Below are 19,076 nucleotides of genomic sequence, written 5' to 3'. Positions count from 1 at the left end.
GCATTTCTCCTCGTTACACGTCCAGTTGTTTCAGGACGTTGATCATTTCGAGCGCGCTCAGTGCAGCCTCTGCACCTTTGTTACCCGCCTTGGTACCGGCGCGTTCGATGGCTTGTTCAATGTTTTCGGTGGTCAGCACGCCGAAGGCAACGGGAATGTCGTATTCCATCATTACCTGGGCCAGACCCTTGCCGTTCTCGCTCGCTACCAGTTCAAAGTGGTAGGTACCGCCGCGGATGACGGTGCCGAGTGCGACGATGGCGTCGTATTGACCGCTCTTGGCCAGCTTCTTGGCCGCCAGGGGAATTTCGACGGCCCCCGGTACACGCACCAGGGTCAGATTGCTCTCCTGGACCTGACCTTGACGCTTCAGCACGTCCAGCGCGCCGTTCACCAGGCTGTCATTGATGAAGCTGTTGAAACGGGCAACGACAATAGCAACACGCGCCTCGGGAGCGGCGATATTTCCTTCGATAATCTTCATTGGAAATCCTGTCTCTGTGCAATCAATTAGGGGCCGGGCTCAAAAGTGCACGCATTCTAGCACAACAGAGCCGCGACAAAAAACCATGGCCGCAACGGGCGGCCATGGTGATGAATTCAACCGTACGCAGCGCTTACTCGCCGACGTACTCCACCACTTCCAGACCAAAGCCACCGAGGGCATGGTACTTCTTGGGAGAGCTCAACAGGCGCATCTTGCCGACCCCCAGCGCCTTGAGGATCTGGGAACCGACGCCGACCCGGCGCGAGGTGCCCTGCCACTTGGCCCCTTCCGGTGCCAGCCCCTTGTCGGCGGCTTCAAAACCCTTGACCCGGGCCAGCAGCTCGGCGCCATGGGCTTCCGCCCCCAGGATCACCAGCACCCCGCCCTCGTCGGCGATGCGGGCCATGGATTTGGGCAGCGGCCAGCTGCGGGCGCTGTGGCGGTCGGTGAGCAGCAGATCGCTCAGCACGTCGTGCAGGTGCACCCGTACCAGGGTCGGCTGGTCGGCCTTCACGTCCCCTTTCTTCAGGGCGAAGTGGACCTGGTTGTCGATGGTGTCGCGGAAGGTGACGAGGTCGAACTCGCCGTATTCGGTGGGCAACTTGCACTCGGCCACTTTCTCTACCGTGGTCTCGTGCTGGTTGCGGTATTCGATAAGGTCGGCAATGGTGCCGAGCTTGATGCCGTGCTGCTCGGCGAAGATCTCGAGATCCGGGCGCCGGGCCATGGTGCCGTCTTCGTTGAGGATCTCGACGATGACGGAGGCAGGCTCGAAGCCGGCCAGCCGGGCAAGATCGCAGCCCGCTTCGGTGTGGCCGGCGCGGGTCAGCACGCCGCCATCCTGCGCCATCAGCGGGAAGATGTGGCCGGGCTGCACCAGATCGGCGGCCTTGGCATGGGGCGCCACCGCAGCCTGCACGGTGACGGCGCGGTCGGCGGCGGAGATGCCGGTGGTCACCCCTTCCGCCGCCTCGATGGAGACGGTGAAGGCGGTGGAGAACTGGGCATTGTTGCGATCGACCATCAGCGGCAGCGCCAGCTGCTTGCAGCGATCCCGGGTCAGGGTCAGGCAGATGAGGCCACGACCGTAGCGCGCCATGAAGTTGATGTCTTCCGGGCGGACACAGGAGGCGGCCATGATCAGGTCCCCTTCGTTCTCCCTGTCTTCGTCATCCATCAGGATCACCATCTTGCCAGCCTTGATATCGGCAATGATTTCCTGGGTCGTGCTCAGCGCCATGGGCTACTCCATCAACATGCTTGGGGATTGAGCCAGTCGGCTCGACTTGATACTGCGTATTGTGCTCTAGATGGGGGCACGCGGCCCCGTTTCAATCCGCGCGGGATCACAGAACCGCGTTTTCCCGTCAAAACGGCTCACAAGAATCCGGACTGGGCCAGCTTCTCCAGGGTCAGGGTAGAGGCACTGCTCTCCTCGCGCTTGCCCGTCATCAGCCGCTCCAGATAGCGGGCTATCTGGTCCACCTCGAGGTTAACCCGGTAGCCGGGTTTCCAGCGGGCGATGGTTGTCTCCTGGGCGGTGTGGGGCACGATGGTCAGCCGGAACAGATCCCCCTGAACCGCATTGACGGTGAGGCTGATGCCATCCACCGCAATCGACCCCTTCTCGGCGATGTAGCGGGAGAGCTCCCCCGGCGCCTTGATCCAGTATTCGATGGCGCGGCCGCTGGACGATTTGCTCTTCACCTCGCCGATGCCGTCCACGTGGCCGGAGACCAGGTGGCCGCCGAGGCGGGAGGTGGGCATCAGCGCCTTCTCGAGGTTGACCGGATCCCCTACCTTGGCGGCAGAAAAACCGGTGCGGGAGAGGGTCTCCAGGGAGACGTCGGCGGTATAGCTGTGATCCCCGAGCGCCACCACGGTGAGGCAGACGCCGTTGGTGGCGATGGAGTCGCCCAGCTTGACGTCACTGAAGTCCAGGGTAGGCGCGTGCACGGTGAGGGCCATGTCCTCCCCCTGGCGACGCAGCTCGGCCAGGGTTCCCACCGCTTCGATAATTCCGGTAAACATGCAGATCACCTTGCTGATGACGGGGGCGATGGATGCCCCCGTGAACATTGAAAAATCAGGCTATTTTCGCAGTGATGCGAATATCCTGGCCAAGCATGCGCACATCCTTGAGGTTGAGTTTGGGGGCCTGGAACAGCCGGGTCAGCCCCGGCAGATGGAACAGGCCGCGCCCCTCATCCCCCATCAGTTTGGGCGCCTGATAGAGCACCAGCTCGTCCACCAGCCCCTTCTCCAGCAGGGCGCCGCACAGCCGCGGCCCCACCTCCACCAGTACCGAGTTGACGTTCTGTTTGGCCAGCAGCATGAAGAGGCTGACCAGATCCAGCTTGCCATCCAGCAGCGGCACCTCCAGCTGCTGCACCCAGGCGGGCCACTCACCGGATGCCTTGTGGCGGGCCAGCAGTACCGGGCTCTCGCTCTGGAACAGGGGCAGATCCGGGGTGAGCCGGTTTTGCGAATCCACGATGACCCGCAGTGGCTGGCGCAGGGTCTCTTTGGGATAGACCGCCTTGACCGAGGGGGGCAGCTCGTCCCAGCGCACGGTGAGGGAGGCGCCATCTGCCAGCACGGTCTCGGCGCTGGAGAGGACCGCATCGTGACGGGCCCGCAGCCGCTGCACGTCCCGGCGCGCCTCCGCAGAGGTGATCCACTGGCTCTCGCCACTCGCCATGGCGGTGCGACCATCCAGGCTCGCCCCCAGCTTGACCGTCACCAGCGGAAACGCGGTGCGCATCCGCTTGAAGAAACCGGGATTGAGGGCCTCGGCTTCCGCGGCCAGCAGGCCGAAATCGGTCTTGATCCCCGCCTCGGAGAGCATCCGCAGGCCGCGCCCGCCCACCTGGGGATTGGGATCCACCATGGCAGCCACCACCCGGGTCACCCCGGCCTTGATAAGCGCCTCGGCGCAGGGGGGTGTGCGACCGTGATGGGAGCAGGGCTCCAGGGTCACATAGGCGGTGGCACCGCGGGCCTCTTCCCCTGCCGCGTGCAGGGCATAGACCTCGGCATGGGGCTCACCGGCCCGCTTGTGCCAGCCCTCCCCCACCACCACGCCGGCCTTCACCAGCACGGCGCCGACGCAGGGGTTGGGGGCCGTGGTGTAACGGCCGCGCCGGGCCAGTTCGAGGGCCCGGCTCATCCATTGGTAATCGTCTTGACTAAACATCCGGGCTCCTGTGTCCAGCAACCTGTCCCCCGTGGCACGGCCATCCGATGGGACAAGAAAATAGGGTGTACGCGCTTGCCGCACGCCTTCTCGGGCAGATCGGCCATGGCACCTGACGCCATGGCGACGGGCACACACATCGCAGGATGCGGCCGCACGCCCTCATACTTTTTCACCAGTGCAACGATGCGCTATCTAGATGTCTCACTGGTGTGACAACTGGCGCTGCCGCAACGGCAGCCCCTCTCTTATTCACATAGGGAGCGACAGGCCGACGTTACTTCTCCAGCTTGGCGATCTCTTCTCCGAATTCGCGAATGTCTTCAAAGCTGCGGTAGACGGAGGCAAAGCGGATGTAGGCCACCTTGTCCAGGCTCTTGAGCTCATCCATCACCAGATTGCCCACCAGCTGGGAGGCCACCTCGCGCTCACCGGTGGCCCGCAGGCGGGACTTGATGTGGTTGACCGCCTTCTCGATGGCCTCCATGCTCACCGGCCGCTTCTCCAGCGCCCGCAGAATGCCGGCACGCAGCTTGTCTTCGTTGAAGGGCTCGCGGGAGCCGTTGGACTTGATGACGCGGGGCATGACCAGTTCGGCCATTTCGAAGGTGGTAAAACGCTCGTGACAGAGCAGGCATTCGCGACGGCGGCGCACCTGATGGCCCTCGGCCACCAGACGGGAATCGATCACCTTGGTATCAACGGCACTACAGAAAGGGCAATGCATCTGACCTCCGGTGTGGATGAAAATGGGCGCGGGCCCCGGGGGCTGGCGCTAGGCCGGCCAGTGTAACACGGCCATCCAGAGCCGGTAAAAGCCCATGAAAACAAGGGACAACCAGCCAGACCTTCGGGCAGGACTCAGTCGTCATAGGGCAACGCCTCGGGGTCGCAATCCTGGTAATCGGGGGCAGGATCCGCCGCGAACCGGCGAGCAGCCACATGGCTGTGGCCCAGCATCAGCGCCTTGCCCACCCGGTGCATGCCATCCATCACCCGACCGGCGCTGTCCAGCAGGATGGGATAGGCGAGATCCGCCGCCATCATGAGCTGGCAATGCGCCACCACGCTGCGCACCGTGGGCGTGGCGTCGCCATGGCCGTACCAGTGGTCGCGGTCAAGCTCGGCAATCTCGCCGAGTGCCACCGCCTGCACCGGCAGGTTGCGGCTCAGCCGGATCAAGCGGCGCACATCCCAGGCCAGCAGCCCCTGTTCGCTGGCGCGAAAGTGGTACTGGGTTCGAACCGTCTGCCGCAGTGACGCCTCCAGCACGTCCTCTTCCATGTCATCGCACATGATCACCTCTGTCTCATCTTGCCAGACGCTGCAAAAAACAATGCCACCCGAGGGTGGCATTGGTCTTCAACCTGAAGGTCAGGCTGATTATGCGTAGACCGGGAAGCGGCGGCAGATGTCCAGCACCTTCTCGCGCACGGTCGCCAGCACTTCTTCGTTGTCGTGGCTGTCCAGCACGTCGCAGATCCAGTTGGCCAACTGGATGGACTCGGCTTCCTTGAAGCCGCGGCGGGTGATGGCCGGGGTGCCGATACGCACGCCGGAGGTCACGAACGGGGAACGCGGGTCGTTCGGTACGGAGTTCTTGTTGACGGTGATGTTGGCCTTGCCGAGGGCTGCGTCGGCATCTTTGCCGGTCAGCTCGCGACCGATCAGGTCAACCAGCATCAGATGGTTGTCGGTACCGCCGGAGACGATCTTGTAGCCGCGCTCGATAAAGGTCGCCGCCATGGCCTTGGCGTTCTTCACGACCTGGGCCTGGTAGGTCTTGAACTCGGGCTCCAGCGCTTCCTTGAAGGCTACAGCCTTGCCGGCGATGACGTGCATCAGCGGGCCGCCCTGACCACCCGGGAAGACGGCGGAGTTCAGCTTCTTGTACAGATCTTCGTCGTCGGCGGCGGAGAGGATCAGACCACCGCGCGGACCGGCCAGGGTCTTGTGGGTGGTGGAGGTGACCACGTGAGCGTGGGGCACCGGGTTCGGGTAGACGCCAGCGGCAATCAGACCGGCTACGTGGGCCATGTCCACGAACAGGTAGGCACCGATCTTGTCGGCGATTTCGCGCATGCGGGCCCAGTCGACGATGCCGGAGTAGGCGGAGAAGCCACCGATCATCATCTTCGGCTTGTGCTCAACGGCCAGGCGCTCCATCTCGTCGTAGTCGATCTTGCCGGACTCGTCGATGCCGTAGGGGATGATGTTGTACAGCTTGCCGGAGAAGTTGACGGGGGAGCCGTGGGTCAGGTGACCGCCGTGGGCCAGGTTCATGCCGAGGACGGTGTCGCCCGGTTGCAGCAGGGCCATGTAGACGGCGCTGTTAGCCTGGGAGCCGGAGTGCGGCTGCACGTTGGCGTAGGTGGCACCGAACAGCTCTTTGGCGCGCTCGATGGCCAGGGTTTCAACCACATCCACATACTCGCAACCGCCGTAGTAACGCTTGGCCGGGTAGCCTTCGGCGTACTTGTTGGTCAACTGGGAGCCCTGGGCTTCCATGACGCGGGGGCTGGTGTAGTTCTCGGACGCAATCAGCTCGATGTGCTCTTCCTGACGACGGGTCTCGTCTGTGATGGCCTGCCACAGCTCTGGATCATAGCCGGCGATGGTCATGTCACGTTTCAACATCCGTTTATCTCCTGAAAATCGTTTGCGCGATAGGTGAAGTGGGCCCGCGCATTGTAACGTGAGCTGGATCAAAGAGACAGTCCAACCACCCAAAAAATTGTTTATAAAATGTAAAATACGTCGCAAATTTCGAATCCCGCCCCCTGGCTTCGCTCATCCCCCCGGCCTCCCCACACCCGCAATCCGGCTCCAGCCATCGCCCCCGCTTCCCGGGCAAAGCGATGAAAACCAGAGCCAGATCATGGATATAGCATTTACTAACAGATAACATCTTTAGGCCATGGGACATCTGCACGAGCGGGTGTCGCTCCCTGCGATCCCGGAACACAAGGGGAAACGCCATGATGGATCATCTGATGCTGTTCGTGATTGTCGCGGTCTTCGCTCTCTTCTACTGGGTCTACTACACCGGCAGCCGCAAGGGTGCCTGCACCGCCAACTGGGAGACACTTCCCACCCGGGAGCAATACCTGGCGGCCCACCCCGGCGCCGCCGACGGGGATCTCATTTTCTGCATCCATTGCGGTCATCATCAGCAGCGGGAAGTCGGCCTGGTGCACCAGATGGATTACCGCCGCCAGCACATCTGCCCCCGTTGCAAGCAGGTGCTCTATCGCGTCGAGGAGTAAGTCGGCCTCCTCGTCGCCCACGGCGATCCCGCGATAGCGCCCCCCTCTCCTGGCGCTATCCGGCCAAAAGGCCCCATGAGTTTCCTTTATTTTTAAAGTCGTTAGAATCGGGGGCCATCAAGGCTCCCGATTGTCATCCACGGAGGAAAAATGCAGGAATTCATGGCGACCAGCGAACGCCGGGCCGAGCTTTACTGGTGGTTTTCCACCCTGTTTGCTGCCGAACTCAGTGATGCACAGATCGCTGAATACGACACCTATGACGTGCGCAGCTTCTTGAAGAGCCTCTCCACCCTCGATCCCATGCGCGAAGCCGTGGCCGAGCTCAACGACGCCATCGCCCGCCTGCTGGTGCGCCCCGAGCGCCAGACGGCCCTGGCCGCCGACTTTGCAGGCCTGTTCCTGAGCGCTCCCGGGCAGGGTGCCCTGCCCTACGAATCCCTCTACCGGGGCGAAGGCCAGCAGCTGATGCAGGCCCCCATGACCGAGATGCAGGCACGCCTCGATCGCCTCGGCATCAACGTCAGCGACAAATACAATGAGCCTGCCGATCATCTGGCCATCGAGCTGGATCTGATGGGCAGCCTCATCATCCGCGCCGCCGAGTCGACCACCGCCGACCAGCGCGAGGCGTGGCTTGGCGAGCAGGAGTCCCTGCTGCACGGCCACCTGCTGGGCTGGTTCGAGCGCTTCGAGCAGGCCTGCCGGGCCGCCGACACGTTTGGCTTCTACGGTGCCAGTGCCCGCCTGCTGGGGGTGTTCCTCAAGATGGACGCCAACTACCTCTCCCTGGTCAAACCGGCACCGTCCGCCGACTGAGCCCGGCATGAAGACAGCCCTGCTTCTTATCGCATGCTGGCTGCTGGCCCTGATCCCGCTGGATCAGGGTCTCACTCCCCTCGTGACGCTGCTGTTCAACCCGGACCGCGCGCTCTACGGCACCGCCCAGCTCACCGGCTTTGCCGGCATCCTGCTGACCCTCTACCTCGCCAATCTCGGGGTGGAAGTGGTGCTGCGTCGCCGTTTCCAGATAGCGGGCATGTTGGCCCTGCTCGCCGCCTGGACAGATTTCATCAACAGCAGCGGCACCGAGAGCCACTGGCTGGTGCTCTACGCCATGGCGTTGCCGTTTCATCTGGTGGGCTGGCTGGTATTGGTTCGCGGGATCCAGGCGTTTGGCCGCCAGAAAGGCTGACATCTTGTTGATTTCACACCCTTCTCACACTTTCTTTCTCTCCTGACACTTCCTGCCATACTGACACAGTCGTCCAAATGACAAAGCAATCAATTCAGGAGCCTCCATGGAAAAAGTGCTGCCCGAATCGGTTCCGACACGGCATTTGTCAGGCCCGCTCTCTCCCCACGAGTTGCAACAGCTGTTCGCCCAGGCGCCCGTCGGGATTGGGGTCTTCGATCACGAATTCAGGTGTCGCGACGTCAACGGACGCTTTGCCGAACTGACCGGCCTCGCGCGGGCAGAGCACCCGGGCAAGACGCTGTTCGACATTGTCCCTGCCCAGACTCCCCAGCTGCTCCCGCTGTTTCAGCAACTGCGACGAGGGGCCCCCCGATGCGCATTTGAGGTGGAGACGGTCGGTCTCTCCCGCGCGGCCTCCCCCGCACGCTGGCAAGTGAGCGTCAGCTCCGTGCTGGATGAGGAGGGCACCTTCAATGGCATCGTCCTCGTGATGAGGGAGTCCGCACAGACAGGCCCCCACCTCGACGCACCCGCGTCACCCGACCTGCAGGAGATGACCCACCGCCATGCACTGCGTCTCTATCAGGCCGAAGCCCGCTTGCAGCACCTCTCCTATTACGATCCCCTCACCGATCTCGGCAATCGCCATCTGCTGCAAGAGCGCCTCACCCTGGAGATAGAGACGGCCAGGGTGAACCACCACGTCCTGGCGCTGCTGTTCATCGATCTCGACGGCTTCAAGCTCATCAACGACAACCTGGGGCACAGTGCCGGCGATCTGCTGCTCAAGCTGTCGGCAGACCGCATTCGCCACTGCCTGCGCCCCGGAGACATCGCCATCCGGCTGGGGGCAGACGAATTTCTGGTGTTGCTGCCCGCCATCAGAGAGACCCAGGATCTGCTGGGTATCATCAAGGGGTTACAACGCAGGCTGCACGATCCCGCCGACATCGGCCAGGAGCGGGTGAGGCTCTCCGCCAGCATCGGCATCTCCCTCTATCCGGAGCATGGCCAGACCCCGGACAGCCTCATCAGCGCGGCGGACAACGCCATGCATGAAGCCAAGCGCCGTGGCCGCAACGGCTATCTGTTCCACTCTCCCGACATGACGGCACAGACCAGGGAGCGGATGCTGCTGGAGCAGGGACTGCTCAAGGCCATTGAGCAGCAAGAGTTTCGCCTGCTCTACCAACCCATGACGGATCTGGCGGATGGTCATCTCAGCGGCCTGGAGGCCCTGATCCGCTGGCAGCATCCCAGCCTTGGCATGATATCCCCGGACCGTTTCATTCCGGTGGCAGAGGAGTGCGGTCTCATCGAACCACTGGGCGAATGGGTGATGCGCACCGCCTGCCAGCAAGGTCAGCAGTGGCTGGCAGAAGGGCGCGCCGTGCCCCGGCTCTCGGTCAATGTGTCGGTCAGGGAGATGCGCTCCCACGACTACGTGGAGCGGGTGACAGCCATTCTGGCCGAGACCGGTTTTCCTGCCGAGCGGCTGGAGATCGAGGTGACCGAGAGCATCATCCAGAGCGTGGATCACAGTCTGCGGCTCTTCACCCGTCTCAAGGCGCTGGGGGTGCAGATCGCCATCGACGACTTCGGCACCGGTTTCTCCTCCCTGAGCCTGCTCAGGAGCCTGCCCATCGATCGCATCAAGATAGACAGGGCCTTCGTCCAGGCGTTGCCCGACGACAAGCACAGCCGCGAGCTGTGCCGTACCATAGTCCAGCTGGCCAGCTCCCTCGGCATGGCCGTCACGGCGGAAGGCATAGAAACCCAGCCCCAGCGCCAGTTCCTGCAATCCCTGCGTTGCGAAGAGGGACAAGGCTACCTGTTCAGCCATCCCCTGCCAGAACCCAGCCTGCCTCCCCTGCTCCCCTTCCGCCATTGAGCCTTGGCCGCGCCACCACGCAAGCAAAGAAGGGAGCCCATGGCTCCCTTCTGCTTCATCATCATGGCTTCCCGCCCGCTATCTTCGTCGCTATCCAAAAGTCTAATTGCCCTCGGGAACCAAAGGTATAAGTTGTTACTCAATCATTAAGAAAATGTATTCACAGGAGTGAGAGATGAGCGAGAGCAAGGTCTACCCGGTCAAGGCCCACATCGGCAACGGCGCCCTGCTGGACAAGGAAGGTTATGAAGCCATGTATCAGGCATCGGTGCAGGATCCGGACGCCTTCTGGGGGGAGCAGGGCAAGATCCTCGACTGGATGACCCCCTACACCCGCGTCAAGAACACCTCCTACGATCCGGGCCACGTCTCCATCAAGTGGTATGAGGATGGCCTGCTCAACGTCTCGGTCAACTGCCTGGATCGCCATCTGAGCGAGCGCGGCGACAAGGTCGCCATCATCTGGGAAGGGGACAACCCGGCCGAAGATCGCAAGATCACCTATCGCGAACTGCACGCCGAAGTATGCAAGTTTGCCAACGTGCTCAAAGCCCAGGGGGTCAAGCGTGGCCACATGGTCTGCCTTTATATGCCCATGGTGCCGGAGGCGGCCATCGCCATGCTGGCCTGTACCCGCATCGGGGCCGTGCACAGCATCGTCTTCGGCGGCTTCTCGCCGGAGGCGCTCTCGGGCCGCATCATCGACTCCGGCGCCTCCGTCGTCATCACCGCCGATGAGGGGTTGCGAGGCGGTCGCCCCATCCCCCTCAAGAAGAACGTGGATGAGGCCCTTACCCACCCGGATACCAAGGTCAGCAAGGTGATCGTCCTCAAGCGCACCGGTGGCAACGTGGCCTGGCACGAGCACAGAGACATCTGGTGGCATGATGCGGTCAACGCCGCCAGCCCGGATTGTCCGCCCGAAGCCATGGGCTCCGAAGATCCCCTGTTCGTGCTCTACACCTCCGGCTCCACCGGCAAACCCAAGGGTGTGCTGCACACCACGGGCGGCTATCTGGTCTATGCCGCCCTCACCTTCAAATACGTGTTCGACTACCACGAAGAGGACATCTACTGGTGTACCGCCGACGTGGGTTGGGTCACCGGTCACTCCTATCTGGTCTACGGGCCGCTGGCCAACGGCGCCACCACCGTCATGTTCGAAGGGGTGCCCAACTACCCGGCTACCAACCGCATGAGCCAGGTGGTGGACAAGCATCAGGTCACTATCCTCTATACCGCCCCCACCGCCATTCGTGCACTGATGGCCAAGGGCAAGGAGGCTGTCGAAGGCACTTCCCGCACCAGCCTGCGCATCATGGGGTCGGTGGGTGAACCCATCAACCCGGAAGCCTGGGAGTGGTACTACCGCACCATCGGCGACGAGCGCTGCCCCATCGTCGACACCTGGTGGCAGACCGAAACCGGCGGCATCCTCATCACTCCGCTGCCCGGCGTCACCGCGCTCAAGCCCGGCTCGGCCACCCGTCCCTTCTTCGGAGTACAGCCTGCTCTGGTGGACAACCTGGGTGAGCCGCTGGAGGGCGCCACCGAGGGCAACCTGGTGATCACCGACTCCTGGCCCGGCCAGATGCGTACCGTGTTCGGCGATCACGAGCGCTTCGAGCAGACCTACTTCTCCACCTTCCCGGGTCGCTACTTCACCGGCGACGGTGCCCGTCGCGACGAGGACGGCTACTACTGGATCACCGGCCGGGTGGATGATGTACTCAACGTCTCCGGCCACCGCATGGGCACCGCCGAAATCGAGTCCGCTCTGGTGGCCCATCCGAAGATCGCCGAAGCGGCGGTGGTGGGTGTTCCCCACGAGATCAAGGGACAGGGCATCTACGCCTATGTCACCCTGATCGCCGGGGAAGAGCCGAGCCGCGAGCTGCACAAGGAAGTGAAGGAGTGGGTGCGCAAGGAGATTGGCGCCATCGCGACCCCGGACGTGATCCACTGGGCCGAAGGGCTGCCCAAGACCCGATCCGGCAAGATCATGCGGCGTATCTTGCGCAAGATCGCCACCGGCGAAACCGACAGCCTGGGGGATATCTCCACCCTGGCGGATCCGGGGGTCGTGGACAAGCTGATCCGCGAGAAGTCGGAAGCGGCGTGAGTCTCTTCCCCACGTCAACAGAGCCGGCCACGTGCCGGCTTTGTTGTCTTCGGGATCCGGACAGGGCAGAGTTCGGTGGCAGGCAGGGCTTGCGGGCAAACCAGGCCGATAAATAGCCAGATGTAGAGATTAGACCAGTAAAATGCTGCTAATTTTCACGAAATCAATATAATTGCGAAATCTGTGTGTCAGGGCACACCGATTTGTGCAAAAATTGGCTAGATTTTTGGTAGTCCAAAGATAGCTGATAGATAGCAGCATAATCATCGAGGATGTACTCAATATGTCGCAACATCACCGAATCCTCCTGCTCAACGGCCCCAATCTGAATCTGCTGGGCAAGCGGGAACCGGGAATCTACGGCAGCAAGACGCTCGATGAGATCGTCGCCGATCTGACGCGCAGCGCCAGCGAACTCGGTGTCACCCTGGAACATCTGCAATCCAATGCCGAGCACGAGCTGATCGGCCGCATCCATCAGGCCATGGGCCAGGTGGATTTCATCATCATCAATCCCGCCGCCTTCACCCATACCAGCGTTGCCCTGCGCGATGCCCTGCTGGGTGTGGCCATCCCCTTTATCGAGGTTCACCTGTCAAACGTTCATGCCAGGGAGCCCTTCCGTCATCACTCCTATCTGTCTGATGTCGCCAAGGGGGTGATCTGCGGGTTGGGTGCCGATGGTTACCAATTCGCTTTAACCGCGGCCGTGCATCAGTTGCGCGCGGCTTGATAATCACTGATCAGATAAAGAAGAAAGAGAATGCTAATGGATATCCGCAAAATCAAGAAGCTGATTGAACTGGTTGAAGAGTCCGGCATCGCCGAGCTGGAAATCTCCGAAGGGGAAGAGTCCGTTCGCATCAGCCGTAATTTCTCCGGCCAGGTTAGCGTTGCCCCGCAGATGATCATGCCCCAGGCCGCAGCTCAGGTTGCCGCACCGGTTGCCGCTGCTCCGGCCGCAGCCGCTGCACCTGCTGCCGATGCCGCCCCGAGCGGTCATCTGATGCGCTCCCCCATGGTGGGCTCCTTCTACCGCTCCTCCAGCCCGGAAGCCAAGCCGTTCGTGGAAGTCGGTCAGCACGTCAATGTCGGCGACACCCTGTGCATCGTCGAAGCCATGAAAATGATGAACCAAATCGAGTCTGACAAGGCCGGCGTGATCAAAGCGATCCTGGTTGAAAATGGTCAGGCCGTCGAGTTTGACGAGCCGCTGTTCATCATCGAATAAGGGAAAATGCCACCCATGTTGGACAAAGTAGTCATCGCCAACCGCGGTGAAATTGCCCTGCGGATCCTGCGCGCCTGCAAAGAGCTCGGGATCAAGACAGTGGCCGTTCACTCCACTGCCGATCGGGAGCTCAAGCATGTGCTCCTGGCGGACGAAACCATCTGCATCGGCAAGCCTGCCAGCGGTGAGTCCTACCTCAATGTGCCGGCCATCATCGCCGCCGCCGAGGTGACCGGTGCCGTCGCCATCCACCCGGGCTACGGCTTCCTCTCCGAGAATGCCGACTTCGCCGAAGTGGTCGAGAAATCCGGCTTCATCTTCATCGGCCCGCGCGCCGAGACCATTCGCCTGATGGGTGACAAGGTCTCCGCCATCGAGGCGATGAAGAAGGCGGGCGTGCCCTGCGTACCCGGCTCCGACGGCCCGGTGGACAACGATGCCAAGCGCAACGCCGCCATCGCCAAGCGGATCGGGTATCCGGTGATCATCAAGGCCGCCGGTGGCGGTGGTGGTCGCGGCATGCGCGTGGTGCGCAACGAGGCCGAACTGGCCTCCGCCATCGCGCTGACCAAATCCGAAGCGGGCCAGTTCTTCAAGAACGACATGGTCTACATGGAGAAGTACCTGGAGAACCCGCGCCACATCGAGATCCAGGTGCTGGCTGACGGTCAGGGTACCGCCCTCTATCTGGGTGAGCGGGACTGCTCCATGCAGCGCCGTCACCAGAAGGTCGTGGAAGAGGCTCCGGCCCCCGGCATCACCGACGAGATGCGCAAGTTCATCGGTGAGCGCTGTGTGCGCGCCTGTCTCGAGATCGGCTACCGCGGTGCGGGTACCTTCGAGTTCCTGTACGAGAACGGCGAGTTCTATTTCATCGAGATGAACACCCGTATCCAGGTGGAGCATCCGGTCACCGAGATGGTCACCGGCGTCGACCTCATCAAGGAGCAGCTGCGCATTGCCGCCGGTCAGCCCCTGTCGATCACCCAGCAGGACATCCGCATCCGTGGCCACGCCATCGAGTGCCGGATCAATGCCGAAGATCCGGCCACCTTCCTGCCCTCTCCCGGTCTCATCCAGCGCTTCCACGCGCCGGGCGGCCTGGGCGTGCGCTGGGAATCCCACATCTATGCGGGTTACAAGGTCCCCCCCTACTACGACTCCATGATCGGCAAGCTGATCTGCTACGGGGAGAACCGCGACGTGGCCATCGCCCGCATGCGTCACTCCCTCGACGAGCTGGTGGTGGAAGGGATCAAGACCAACATCGCCCTGCAAAAAGAGATCATGAAGGACGAAAACTTCCAGCACGGTGGCACCAACATCCACTACCTGCACAAGAAGTTGGGTCTGTAATGGCTTGAGGCCCGACCCATTGAGCACGGTGGCAGCACAGAACAGCCACCACCTGCACAAGAAGTCGGGTCTGCAAAGACCCCTTTCATCGGGATATTGCGCGATCCACCCGGATCGCCAACGTAAAAAAGGGCCATGGCGACATGGCCCTTTTTTGTTATTCTTGCGCCCCGCTCACTCGTCGGAGGCCACAGTGAACCGTTTCGCACTCGCCCGTCGGGAAGCAGCCTTCTGCCTGCTGCTGACCCTGCTCTACTTTGTCGCCTGGTATGGCTCGGCTTATTTCATCCCCGAGGATCTCGAGCTGTGGGACCTGCCCCTCTGGTTCCTGCTCAGTTGCATCCTGATGCCCCTGCTGTTCATCGGCCTCTGCGCCCTCATGGTGGATCGCCTGTTCGTCGATATTCCCCTGGATAGCGAGGTACCACCCCATGAATCTTGAGCTGATGCTGCCGCTCTGCATCTACCTGGTGCTGGTACTGGGGGTCGGTTTCTGGGCCAGTCGCCACCGGACCGGCGGCAACTTCATGCAGGAGTACTTCATCGGCAACCGCAGCATGGGGGGGCTGGTGCTCGCCATGACCCTGGTGGCCACTTATACCTCTGCATCGTCCTTCATCGGCGGGCCGGGTGCCGCCTACAAGGTCGGCCTCGGCTGGGTATTGCTGGCGATGATCCAGCTGCCCACCGTCTGGCTCACTCTGGGGGTGCTTGGCAAGAAGTTCGCCATCATCGCCCGCCGGGTCAACGCGGTGACCATCAACGACATGCTGTGGGCCCGCTACCAGAGCAGGGCGGTGGTCGTGCTGGGCTCGGTCACCATCATCCTCGCCTTCATCGCCACCATGGTGGTGCAGTTCATCGGCGGCGCCCGTCTGCTGGAAACGGCGACCGGCCTCAGCTATCAGCAGGGGCTCTTCCTGTTTGCCAGTTGCGTGCTGCTCTACACGGTGATCGGCGGCTTTCGCGCCGTGGTGATGACGGATGCCCTGCAGGGCATCGTCATGCTCATCGGCACTGGCGCCCTGCTGGCGGGCATCCTCATCGCCGGTGACGGGTTGCCGAATCTTGTCCACCAGCTCAAGGAGATAGATCCCAAGCTGGTGAGCCCCCAGGGGGCTGGCGACATGCTGACCCAGCCCTTCATGCTGAGCTTCTGGGTGCTGGTCTGCATCGGGGTGGTGGGCTTGCCCCACTCGGCGCTGCGCTGCTTTGGCTACCGGGACAGCAAGGCGCTGCACCGGGGCATCCTCATCGGCACCATCGTCTGCGCCCTGCTAATGTTCGGCATGCACCTGGCCGGGGCGCTGGGCCGCGCCATCCTGCCCGGCATGGACAGCCCGGACAAGATCATGCCCTCCCTGATGATGGAGGTGCTCCCCCCCTGGCTGGCCGGGGTCTTCCTGGCCGCCCCCATGGCGGCCATCATGTCCACCATCGACTCCCAGCTGATCCAGGCCTCCGCCACCCTGGTGAAAGATCTCTACCTCAATTACCTCAACCCCAGGCAGGAAAAGCTGGAGGTCCGGGTGCCGCGCCTCTCCCTGCTCTGCACCCTGATCCTGGGTACCCTGGTACTGCTGGCGGCGCTCCAGCCCCCCGAGATGATCATCTGGCTCAACCTGCTCGCCTTCGGCGGCCTGCAGGCGGTCTTCCTCTGGCCCCTGGTGCTCGGCCTCTACTGGTCCAGGGCCAACGGCCCGGGAGCCCTGGCCAGCATGGTCTGCGGCATCCTCTGTTACGGCACCTTGAGCCAGTGGGGGATCAAGCTGGCCGGTCTGCACGCCATCGTCCCGAGCCTGGCCCTTGGCCTGGCGGCCTTTGTCCTGGTCAGCCTGCTCACTCCTGCCCCGGATCAGCGTGTCCGTCGATTGTTTGATCAAAATTAAGAAAAGGATTAATAAAGGAAGGCTCGCCTATTCCCAAATGGGGGCTCACGGGTAAAATGTGCGCCACGTCACAAATACCGTGCCCCCATGCCAGTCCAGAACGCCAGAAAGATCCTGACCCAGTCCCTGCAGCGCCTCGGCTATGCCCTGTTGCTGCCCGTCTCCATCCTGCCCCTGGCCGCCCTGCTCCACCGGCTCGGCCAACCGGACGTGCTGGATCTCGCCGTGCTCTCCCTCGCCGGTCGCGCCCTCTTCAGCCAGATGCCGCTCATCTATGCGGTGGCCATTGCCTTCGGGTTGAGTCGCCAGGGGCAAGGAGCCCAGGCGCTCGCCGGAGCGGTCAACTTTCTGCTGCTGAGCTCGGCGCTGGGCACCCTGGTGCCCGGGCTGCATGCGGACATGATCTGCGGCCTGCTGGCCGGGCTCGTCACCGCCATCGTCTGCTCCCGGGCCCGCGCTCTGCGGCTGCCGGGCTGGTTGCGCCCGCTGCAGGAAGATCTGCCGGGCATGTTGCTCTCGGCGCTGGCCTGCCTGCTGCTGGTGCTTCCCCTCTCCATCCTCTGGCCGCTGCTGGAACAGGGGCTCACCCTGCTCGCCTCCGATCTGCTCACCACGCCATTTGGCGCCTTCTGCTACGGCGTGCTGAACCGGCTGCTGATCCCCCTCGGCCTGCACCAGGTGCTGGGCAGCCTCATCGGGCTGGGGGAGAGCAACCTGCAAGCCCTCTCGACCGCCCAGCCGCTGCATGAAGGCTATGTGGCCGGGCTCTATCCGGTCATCATGTTCGGCCTGCCCGGTGCCTGTTTTGCCATCTGGATCCATCGCCAGCGGATGCAGCAACTGCCCCAGGGAGGGCTGCTGCTCACCCTGGCGCTCACCTCGGCACTGGTGGGCATCACGGAGCCCATCGAGTTCCTGTTTGCCTTCACCGCTCCCTGGCTGTTTCTGGCCCATGCCCTGCTGACCGGGCTGTCGCTGGCCATCTGCAGCGGGCTCGACATCCAGGTGGGCAGCTACTTTTCTGCCGGATTGCTGGATCTGGTGCTGAGCTACCACGCCGGTCTGCACAGCTTCTGGCTCATCCCCCTGGGCATCCTCTTCTTCGTCGTCTATGCCCTGCTCTTCTCCCGGCTGCTGGAACACGCCCCCCTCAGTCTGCCGGGCAAACCCATCGCCGAGGATCTCTCCCGGCTCGCGACCGTGGCCCCCACCGATCCCCAGATGCTGGCTATCCAGTACCTCAAGATGCTGGGGGGCATGGACAACCTGCAAGCCATGAGCGTCTGCCTGACCCGCCTCAGCCTGCGGGTTCGCGACATGGCGCTGGTGGATCAATCCTGCCTGGCCAGACTGGGTTGCCTCTCCTGGATCGTGCTCAACGAACATCAGCTGGTGCTGGTGCTCGGCCCCCATGCAGGCCTCATCGAAGGGCAGATCCGCATGCTGGCAGAACGCCAGTCGGTCCCGCTCGGTCTCGAACCGGCTCAGGCTCCCCTTGGCCAGCACCAGTGATCAGGCGAAGGGAAGACGTTCGGCCACGAAGTCCATCAGGCTGCGAAGGGCGGGGGCCAGGTGTTCCCGGCTCGGGTAGATGAGATAGAAGGGGTTCACCGGAACCAGGAGATCCGGCAGCACCTTGAGCAGTCGCCCCGCCGCCAGATCGTCGCCGCAGACATGGGCCGGCAGCAGGGCAATCCCCCCGTCATGGAGTGCCAGCTCCCGCAGCGCCAGCAGGCTGTTGCTCTGGCAGGCCCCGCGAGGGCGCCAGCCCCCTTCCTGCAATGGCCACACCGGCAAGGAGCCATGTACCAAGCAGGCGTGTCCGGCCAGTTCCGAGAGCTGGAGCGGCGTCCCGTTGGCCGCCAGGTAACCGGGAGATGCCACCAGATGGCGCGCCACCTGGCCGATGCGCCGGCAGATGAGGCTGGAATCTTTCAGCGGCGCTGCCCGCAGCGCCAGATCGTAACCTTCCCCCACCAGATCCAGCTGTTCATCGCAAAGGGTCAGCTCCAGCACCACCTCGGGGTAGAGGGCGCGAAATTCGGCCAGTATCCGGCCAAGCAGCAAGGTTCCCGTGGCTTCGGGAGCAGTGATCCGCACCCGCCCTCCAGGAGCCGCGCGCAACCGCGCCATCGCCAGATTGGCGCTGCGCGCCAGTGCCAGCAGCTCCTGGCAATGGGCCACATAGACCTCCCCCTGGGGCGTCAGGCTGAGCCTGCGGGTGGTGCGTTGCAGCAACCTCACCCCGAGCCGGGATTCGAGGCGCGAGATCTTCTGGCTCACCGAGGACTTGGGCATGCCGAGCACCTCGGCCGCCCCGGTGAAGCTCCCCTGCTCCACCACGGTGGCGAACAACCCCATCAACTCCAGTTCGACATTGTTCATATATTCAAACAGTCTTTACCAATTACCCATCTTAATCTTGATAATCATCCAGACT

At 62.8% G+C, this 19,076-nt stretch carries 19 protein-coding genes; 11 read left to right on the top strand and 8 right to left on the bottom strand.

Annotated elements, in window-relative coordinates; translation table 11 throughout:
- Positions 1-13: 13 nt before the first annotated feature.
- The 7 genes from ribE to glyA all read right to left on the bottom strand — a co-directional run bounded on the left by ribE (position 14) and on the right by glyA (position 6,320).
- Positions 14-484, bottom strand: coding sequence for a 6,7-dimethyl-8-ribityllumazine synthase (ribE, locus tag AB5Y89_RS16290; RefSeq protein WP_010675391.1), 471 nt, complete (start codon positions 482-484; stop codon positions 14-16).
- 133 nt (positions 485-617) lie between these two features.
- A complete protein-coding gene (gene ribBA / locus AB5Y89_RS16285; protein ID WP_039040299.1) occupies positions 618-1,727 on the bottom strand; it encodes a bifunctional 3,4-dihydroxy-2-butanone-4-phosphate synthase/GTP cyclohydrolase II in 1,110 nt (369 codons plus the stop codon).
- A gap of 137 nt (positions 1,728-1,864) precedes the next feature.
- Complete coding sequence (locus AB5Y89_RS16280; protein ID WP_039040359.1) at positions 1,865-2,518, bottom strand: riboflavin synthase; 654 nt, start codon at positions 2,516-2,518, stop codon at positions 1,865-1,867.
- Between the two features lie 55 nt (positions 2,519-2,573).
- Entirely contained in the window at positions 2,574-3,683 is a 1,110-nt protein-coding gene (ribD, locus tag AB5Y89_RS16275) for a bifunctional diaminohydroxyphosphoribosylaminopyrimidine deaminase/5-amino-6-(5-phosphoribosylamino)uracil reductase RibD (protein ID WP_368224175.1), read from the bottom strand.
- A 277-nt stretch (positions 3,684-3,960) separates the two neighbouring features.
- Positions 3,961-4,410: a transcriptional regulator NrdR gene (gene nrdR / locus AB5Y89_RS16270; RefSeq protein ID WP_010675395.1), complete on the bottom strand. Its 450-nt coding sequence runs from the start codon at positions 4,408-4,410 to the stop codon at positions 3,961-3,963.
- A 134-nt stretch (positions 4,411-4,544) separates the two neighbouring features.
- Positions 4,545-4,979 (bottom strand): hypothetical protein, encoded by a 435-nt coding sequence (locus AB5Y89_RS16265; RefSeq protein ID WP_069652190.1) that lies wholly within the window; start codon positions 4,977-4,979, stop codon positions 4,545-4,547.
- 87 nt (positions 4,980-5,066) lie between these two features.
- Positions 5,067-6,320 carry a serine hydroxymethyltransferase gene (glyA, locus tag AB5Y89_RS16260; protein ID WP_010675397.1) on the bottom strand — a complete coding sequence of 418 codons (1,254 nt, stop codon included), beginning with the start codon at positions 6,318-6,320 and terminating at the stop codon, positions 5,067-5,069.
- 341 nt (positions 6,321-6,661) lie between these two features.
- Here glyA and AB5Y89_RS16255 point away from each other — a divergent pair, with 341 nt between their 5' ends.
- From AB5Y89_RS16255 to AB5Y89_RS16205, 11 genes are all read left to right on the top strand, one after another.
- Positions 6,662-6,949, top strand: coding sequence for a hypothetical protein (locus AB5Y89_RS16255; RefSeq protein ID WP_069652090.1), 288 nt, complete (start codon positions 6,662-6,664; stop codon positions 6,947-6,949).
- A gap of 150 nt (positions 6,950-7,099) precedes the next feature.
- Positions 7,100-7,768 carry a molecular chaperone TorD gene (gene torD / locus AB5Y89_RS16250; protein WP_368224174.1) on the top strand — a complete coding sequence of 223 codons (669 nt, stop codon included), beginning with the start codon at positions 7,100-7,102 and terminating at the stop codon, positions 7,766-7,768.
- Positions 7,769-7,775: 7 nt separating this feature from the next.
- Positions 7,776-8,144, top strand: a complete 369-nt coding sequence (locus tag AB5Y89_RS16245; RefSeq protein WP_368224173.1) for a hypothetical protein — start codon at positions 7,776-7,778, stop codon at positions 8,142-8,144.
- 106 nt (positions 8,145-8,250) lie between these two features.
- On the top strand, positions 8,251-10,038 hold the full coding sequence (locus tag AB5Y89_RS16240; protein WP_368224172.1) for an EAL domain-containing protein: 1,788 nt from the start codon (positions 8,251-8,253) through the stop codon (positions 10,036-10,038).
- Positions 10,039-10,213: 175 nt separating this feature from the next.
- Positions 10,214-12,160 carry an acetate--CoA ligase gene (acs, locus tag AB5Y89_RS16235; RefSeq protein ID WP_368224171.1) on the top strand — a complete coding sequence of 649 codons (1,947 nt, stop codon included), beginning with the start codon at positions 10,214-10,216 and terminating at the stop codon, positions 12,158-12,160.
- A gap of 283 nt (positions 12,161-12,443) precedes the next feature.
- Complete coding sequence (gene aroQ, locus AB5Y89_RS16230) at positions 12,444-12,893, top strand: type II 3-dehydroquinate dehydratase (RefSeq protein WP_039040307.1); 450 nt, start codon at positions 12,444-12,446, stop codon at positions 12,891-12,893.
- A gap of 36 nt (positions 12,894-12,929) precedes the next feature.
- Complete coding sequence (accB, locus tag AB5Y89_RS16225; protein WP_010675405.1) at positions 12,930-13,391, top strand: acetyl-CoA carboxylase biotin carboxyl carrier protein; 462 nt, start codon at positions 12,930-12,932, stop codon at positions 13,389-13,391.
- A 15-nt stretch (positions 13,392-13,406) separates the two neighbouring features.
- Complete coding sequence (accC, locus tag AB5Y89_RS16220; RefSeq protein ID WP_010675406.1) at positions 13,407-14,747, top strand: acetyl-CoA carboxylase biotin carboxylase subunit; 1,341 nt, start codon at positions 13,407-13,409, stop codon at positions 14,745-14,747.
- 193 nt (positions 14,748-14,940) lie between these two features.
- Complete coding sequence (locus tag AB5Y89_RS16215; protein ID WP_039040309.1) at positions 14,941-15,189, top strand: YhdT family protein; 249 nt, start codon at positions 14,941-14,943, stop codon at positions 15,187-15,189.
- Positions 15,179-16,636 (top strand): sodium/pantothenate symporter, encoded by a 1,458-nt coding sequence (gene panF / locus AB5Y89_RS16210; RefSeq protein WP_043153258.1) that lies wholly within the window; start codon positions 15,179-15,181, stop codon positions 16,634-16,636. The genes AB5Y89_RS16215 and panF overlap by 11 nt, the downstream gene beginning before the upstream one ends.
- 87 nt (positions 16,637-16,723) lie before the next feature.
- Positions 16,724-18,148, top strand: coding sequence for a PTS transporter subunit EIIC (locus AB5Y89_RS16205; RefSeq protein WP_223920456.1), 1,425 nt, complete (start codon positions 16,724-16,726; stop codon positions 18,146-18,148).
- Here AB5Y89_RS16205 and AB5Y89_RS16200 read toward each other — a convergent pair whose 3' ends face one another.
- Positions 18,149-19,021, bottom strand: coding sequence for a LysR family transcriptional regulator (locus tag AB5Y89_RS16200; protein WP_042014452.1), 873 nt, complete (start codon positions 19,019-19,021; stop codon positions 18,149-18,151).
- Positions 19,022-19,076: the final 55 nt, after the last annotated feature.

The sequence above is a fragment of the Aeromonas sp. s4 genome (assembly GCF_040907855.1).
Lineage (GTDB): Bacteria > Pseudomonadota > Gammaproteobacteria > Enterobacterales > Aeromonadaceae > Aeromonas > Aeromonas caviae.
This window is presented reverse-complemented; position numbering and strand designations above follow the sequence as displayed.

What these genes read in the sequence shown, in the direction of transcription:
- AB5Y89_RS16245 (WP_368224173.1), top strand. Translation starts at nt 7,776, where the DNA reads ATGAAGACAGCCCTGCTTCTTATCGCATGCTGGCTGCTGGCCCTGATC.
- AB5Y89_RS16280 (WP_039040359.1), bottom strand. Translation starts at nt 2,518, where the DNA reads ATGTTTACCGGAATTATCGAAGCGGTGGGAACCCTGGCCGAGCTGCGT.
- panF (WP_043153258.1), top strand. Translation starts at nt 15,179, where the DNA reads ATGAATCTTGAGCTGATGCTGCCGCTCTGCATCTACCTGGTGCTGGTA.
- AB5Y89_RS16265 (WP_069652190.1), bottom strand. Translation starts at nt 4,979, where the DNA reads ATGTGCGATGACATGGAAGAGGACGTGCTGGAGGCGTCACTGCGGCAG.
- aroQ (WP_039040307.1), top strand. Translation starts at nt 12,444, where the DNA reads ATGTCGCAACATCACCGAATCCTCCTGCTCAACGGCCCCAATCTGAAT.
- glyA (WP_010675397.1), bottom strand. Translation starts at nt 6,320, where the DNA reads ATGTTGAAACGTGACATGACCATCGCCGGCTATGATCCAGAGCTGTGG.
- AB5Y89_RS16240 (WP_368224172.1), top strand. Translation starts at nt 8,251, where the DNA reads ATGGAAAAAGTGCTGCCCGAATCGGTTCCGACACGGCATTTGTCAGGC.
- AB5Y89_RS16205 (WP_223920456.1), top strand. Translation starts at nt 16,724, where the DNA reads ATGCCAGTCCAGAACGCCAGAAAGATCCTGACCCAGTCCCTGCAGCGC.
- torD (WP_368224174.1), top strand. Translation starts at nt 7,100, where the DNA reads ATGCAGGAATTCATGGCGACCAGCGAACGCCGGGCCGAGCTTTACTGG.
- AB5Y89_RS16255 (WP_069652090.1), top strand. Translation starts at nt 6,662, where the DNA reads ATGATGGATCATCTGATGCTGTTCGTGATTGTCGCGGTCTTCGCTCTC.
- AB5Y89_RS16200 (WP_042014452.1), bottom strand. Translation starts at nt 19,021, where the DNA reads ATGAACAATGTCGAACTGGAGTTGATGGGGTTGTTCGCCACCGTGGTG.
- nrdR (WP_010675395.1), bottom strand. Translation starts at nt 4,410, where the DNA reads ATGCATTGCCCTTTCTGTAGTGCCGTTGATACCAAGGTGATCGATTCC.
- acs (WP_368224171.1), top strand. Translation starts at nt 10,214, where the DNA reads ATGAGCGAGAGCAAGGTCTACCCGGTCAAGGCCCACATCGGCAACGGC.
- ribBA (WP_039040299.1), bottom strand. Translation starts at nt 1,727, where the DNA reads ATGGCGCTGAGCACGACCCAGGAAATCATTGCCGATATCAAGGCTGGC.
- ribE (WP_010675391.1), bottom strand. Translation starts at nt 484, where the DNA reads ATGAAGATTATCGAAGGAAATATCGCCGCTCCCGAGGCGCGTGTTGCT.
- accB (WP_010675405.1), top strand. Translation starts at nt 12,930, where the DNA reads ATGGATATCCGCAAAATCAAGAAGCTGATTGAACTGGTTGAAGAGTCC.
- accC (WP_010675406.1), top strand. Translation starts at nt 13,407, where the DNA reads ATGTTGGACAAAGTAGTCATCGCCAACCGCGGTGAAATTGCCCTGCGG.
- ribD (WP_368224175.1), bottom strand. Translation starts at nt 3,683, where the DNA reads ATGTTTAGTCAAGACGATTACCAATGGATGAGCCGGGCCCTCGAACTG.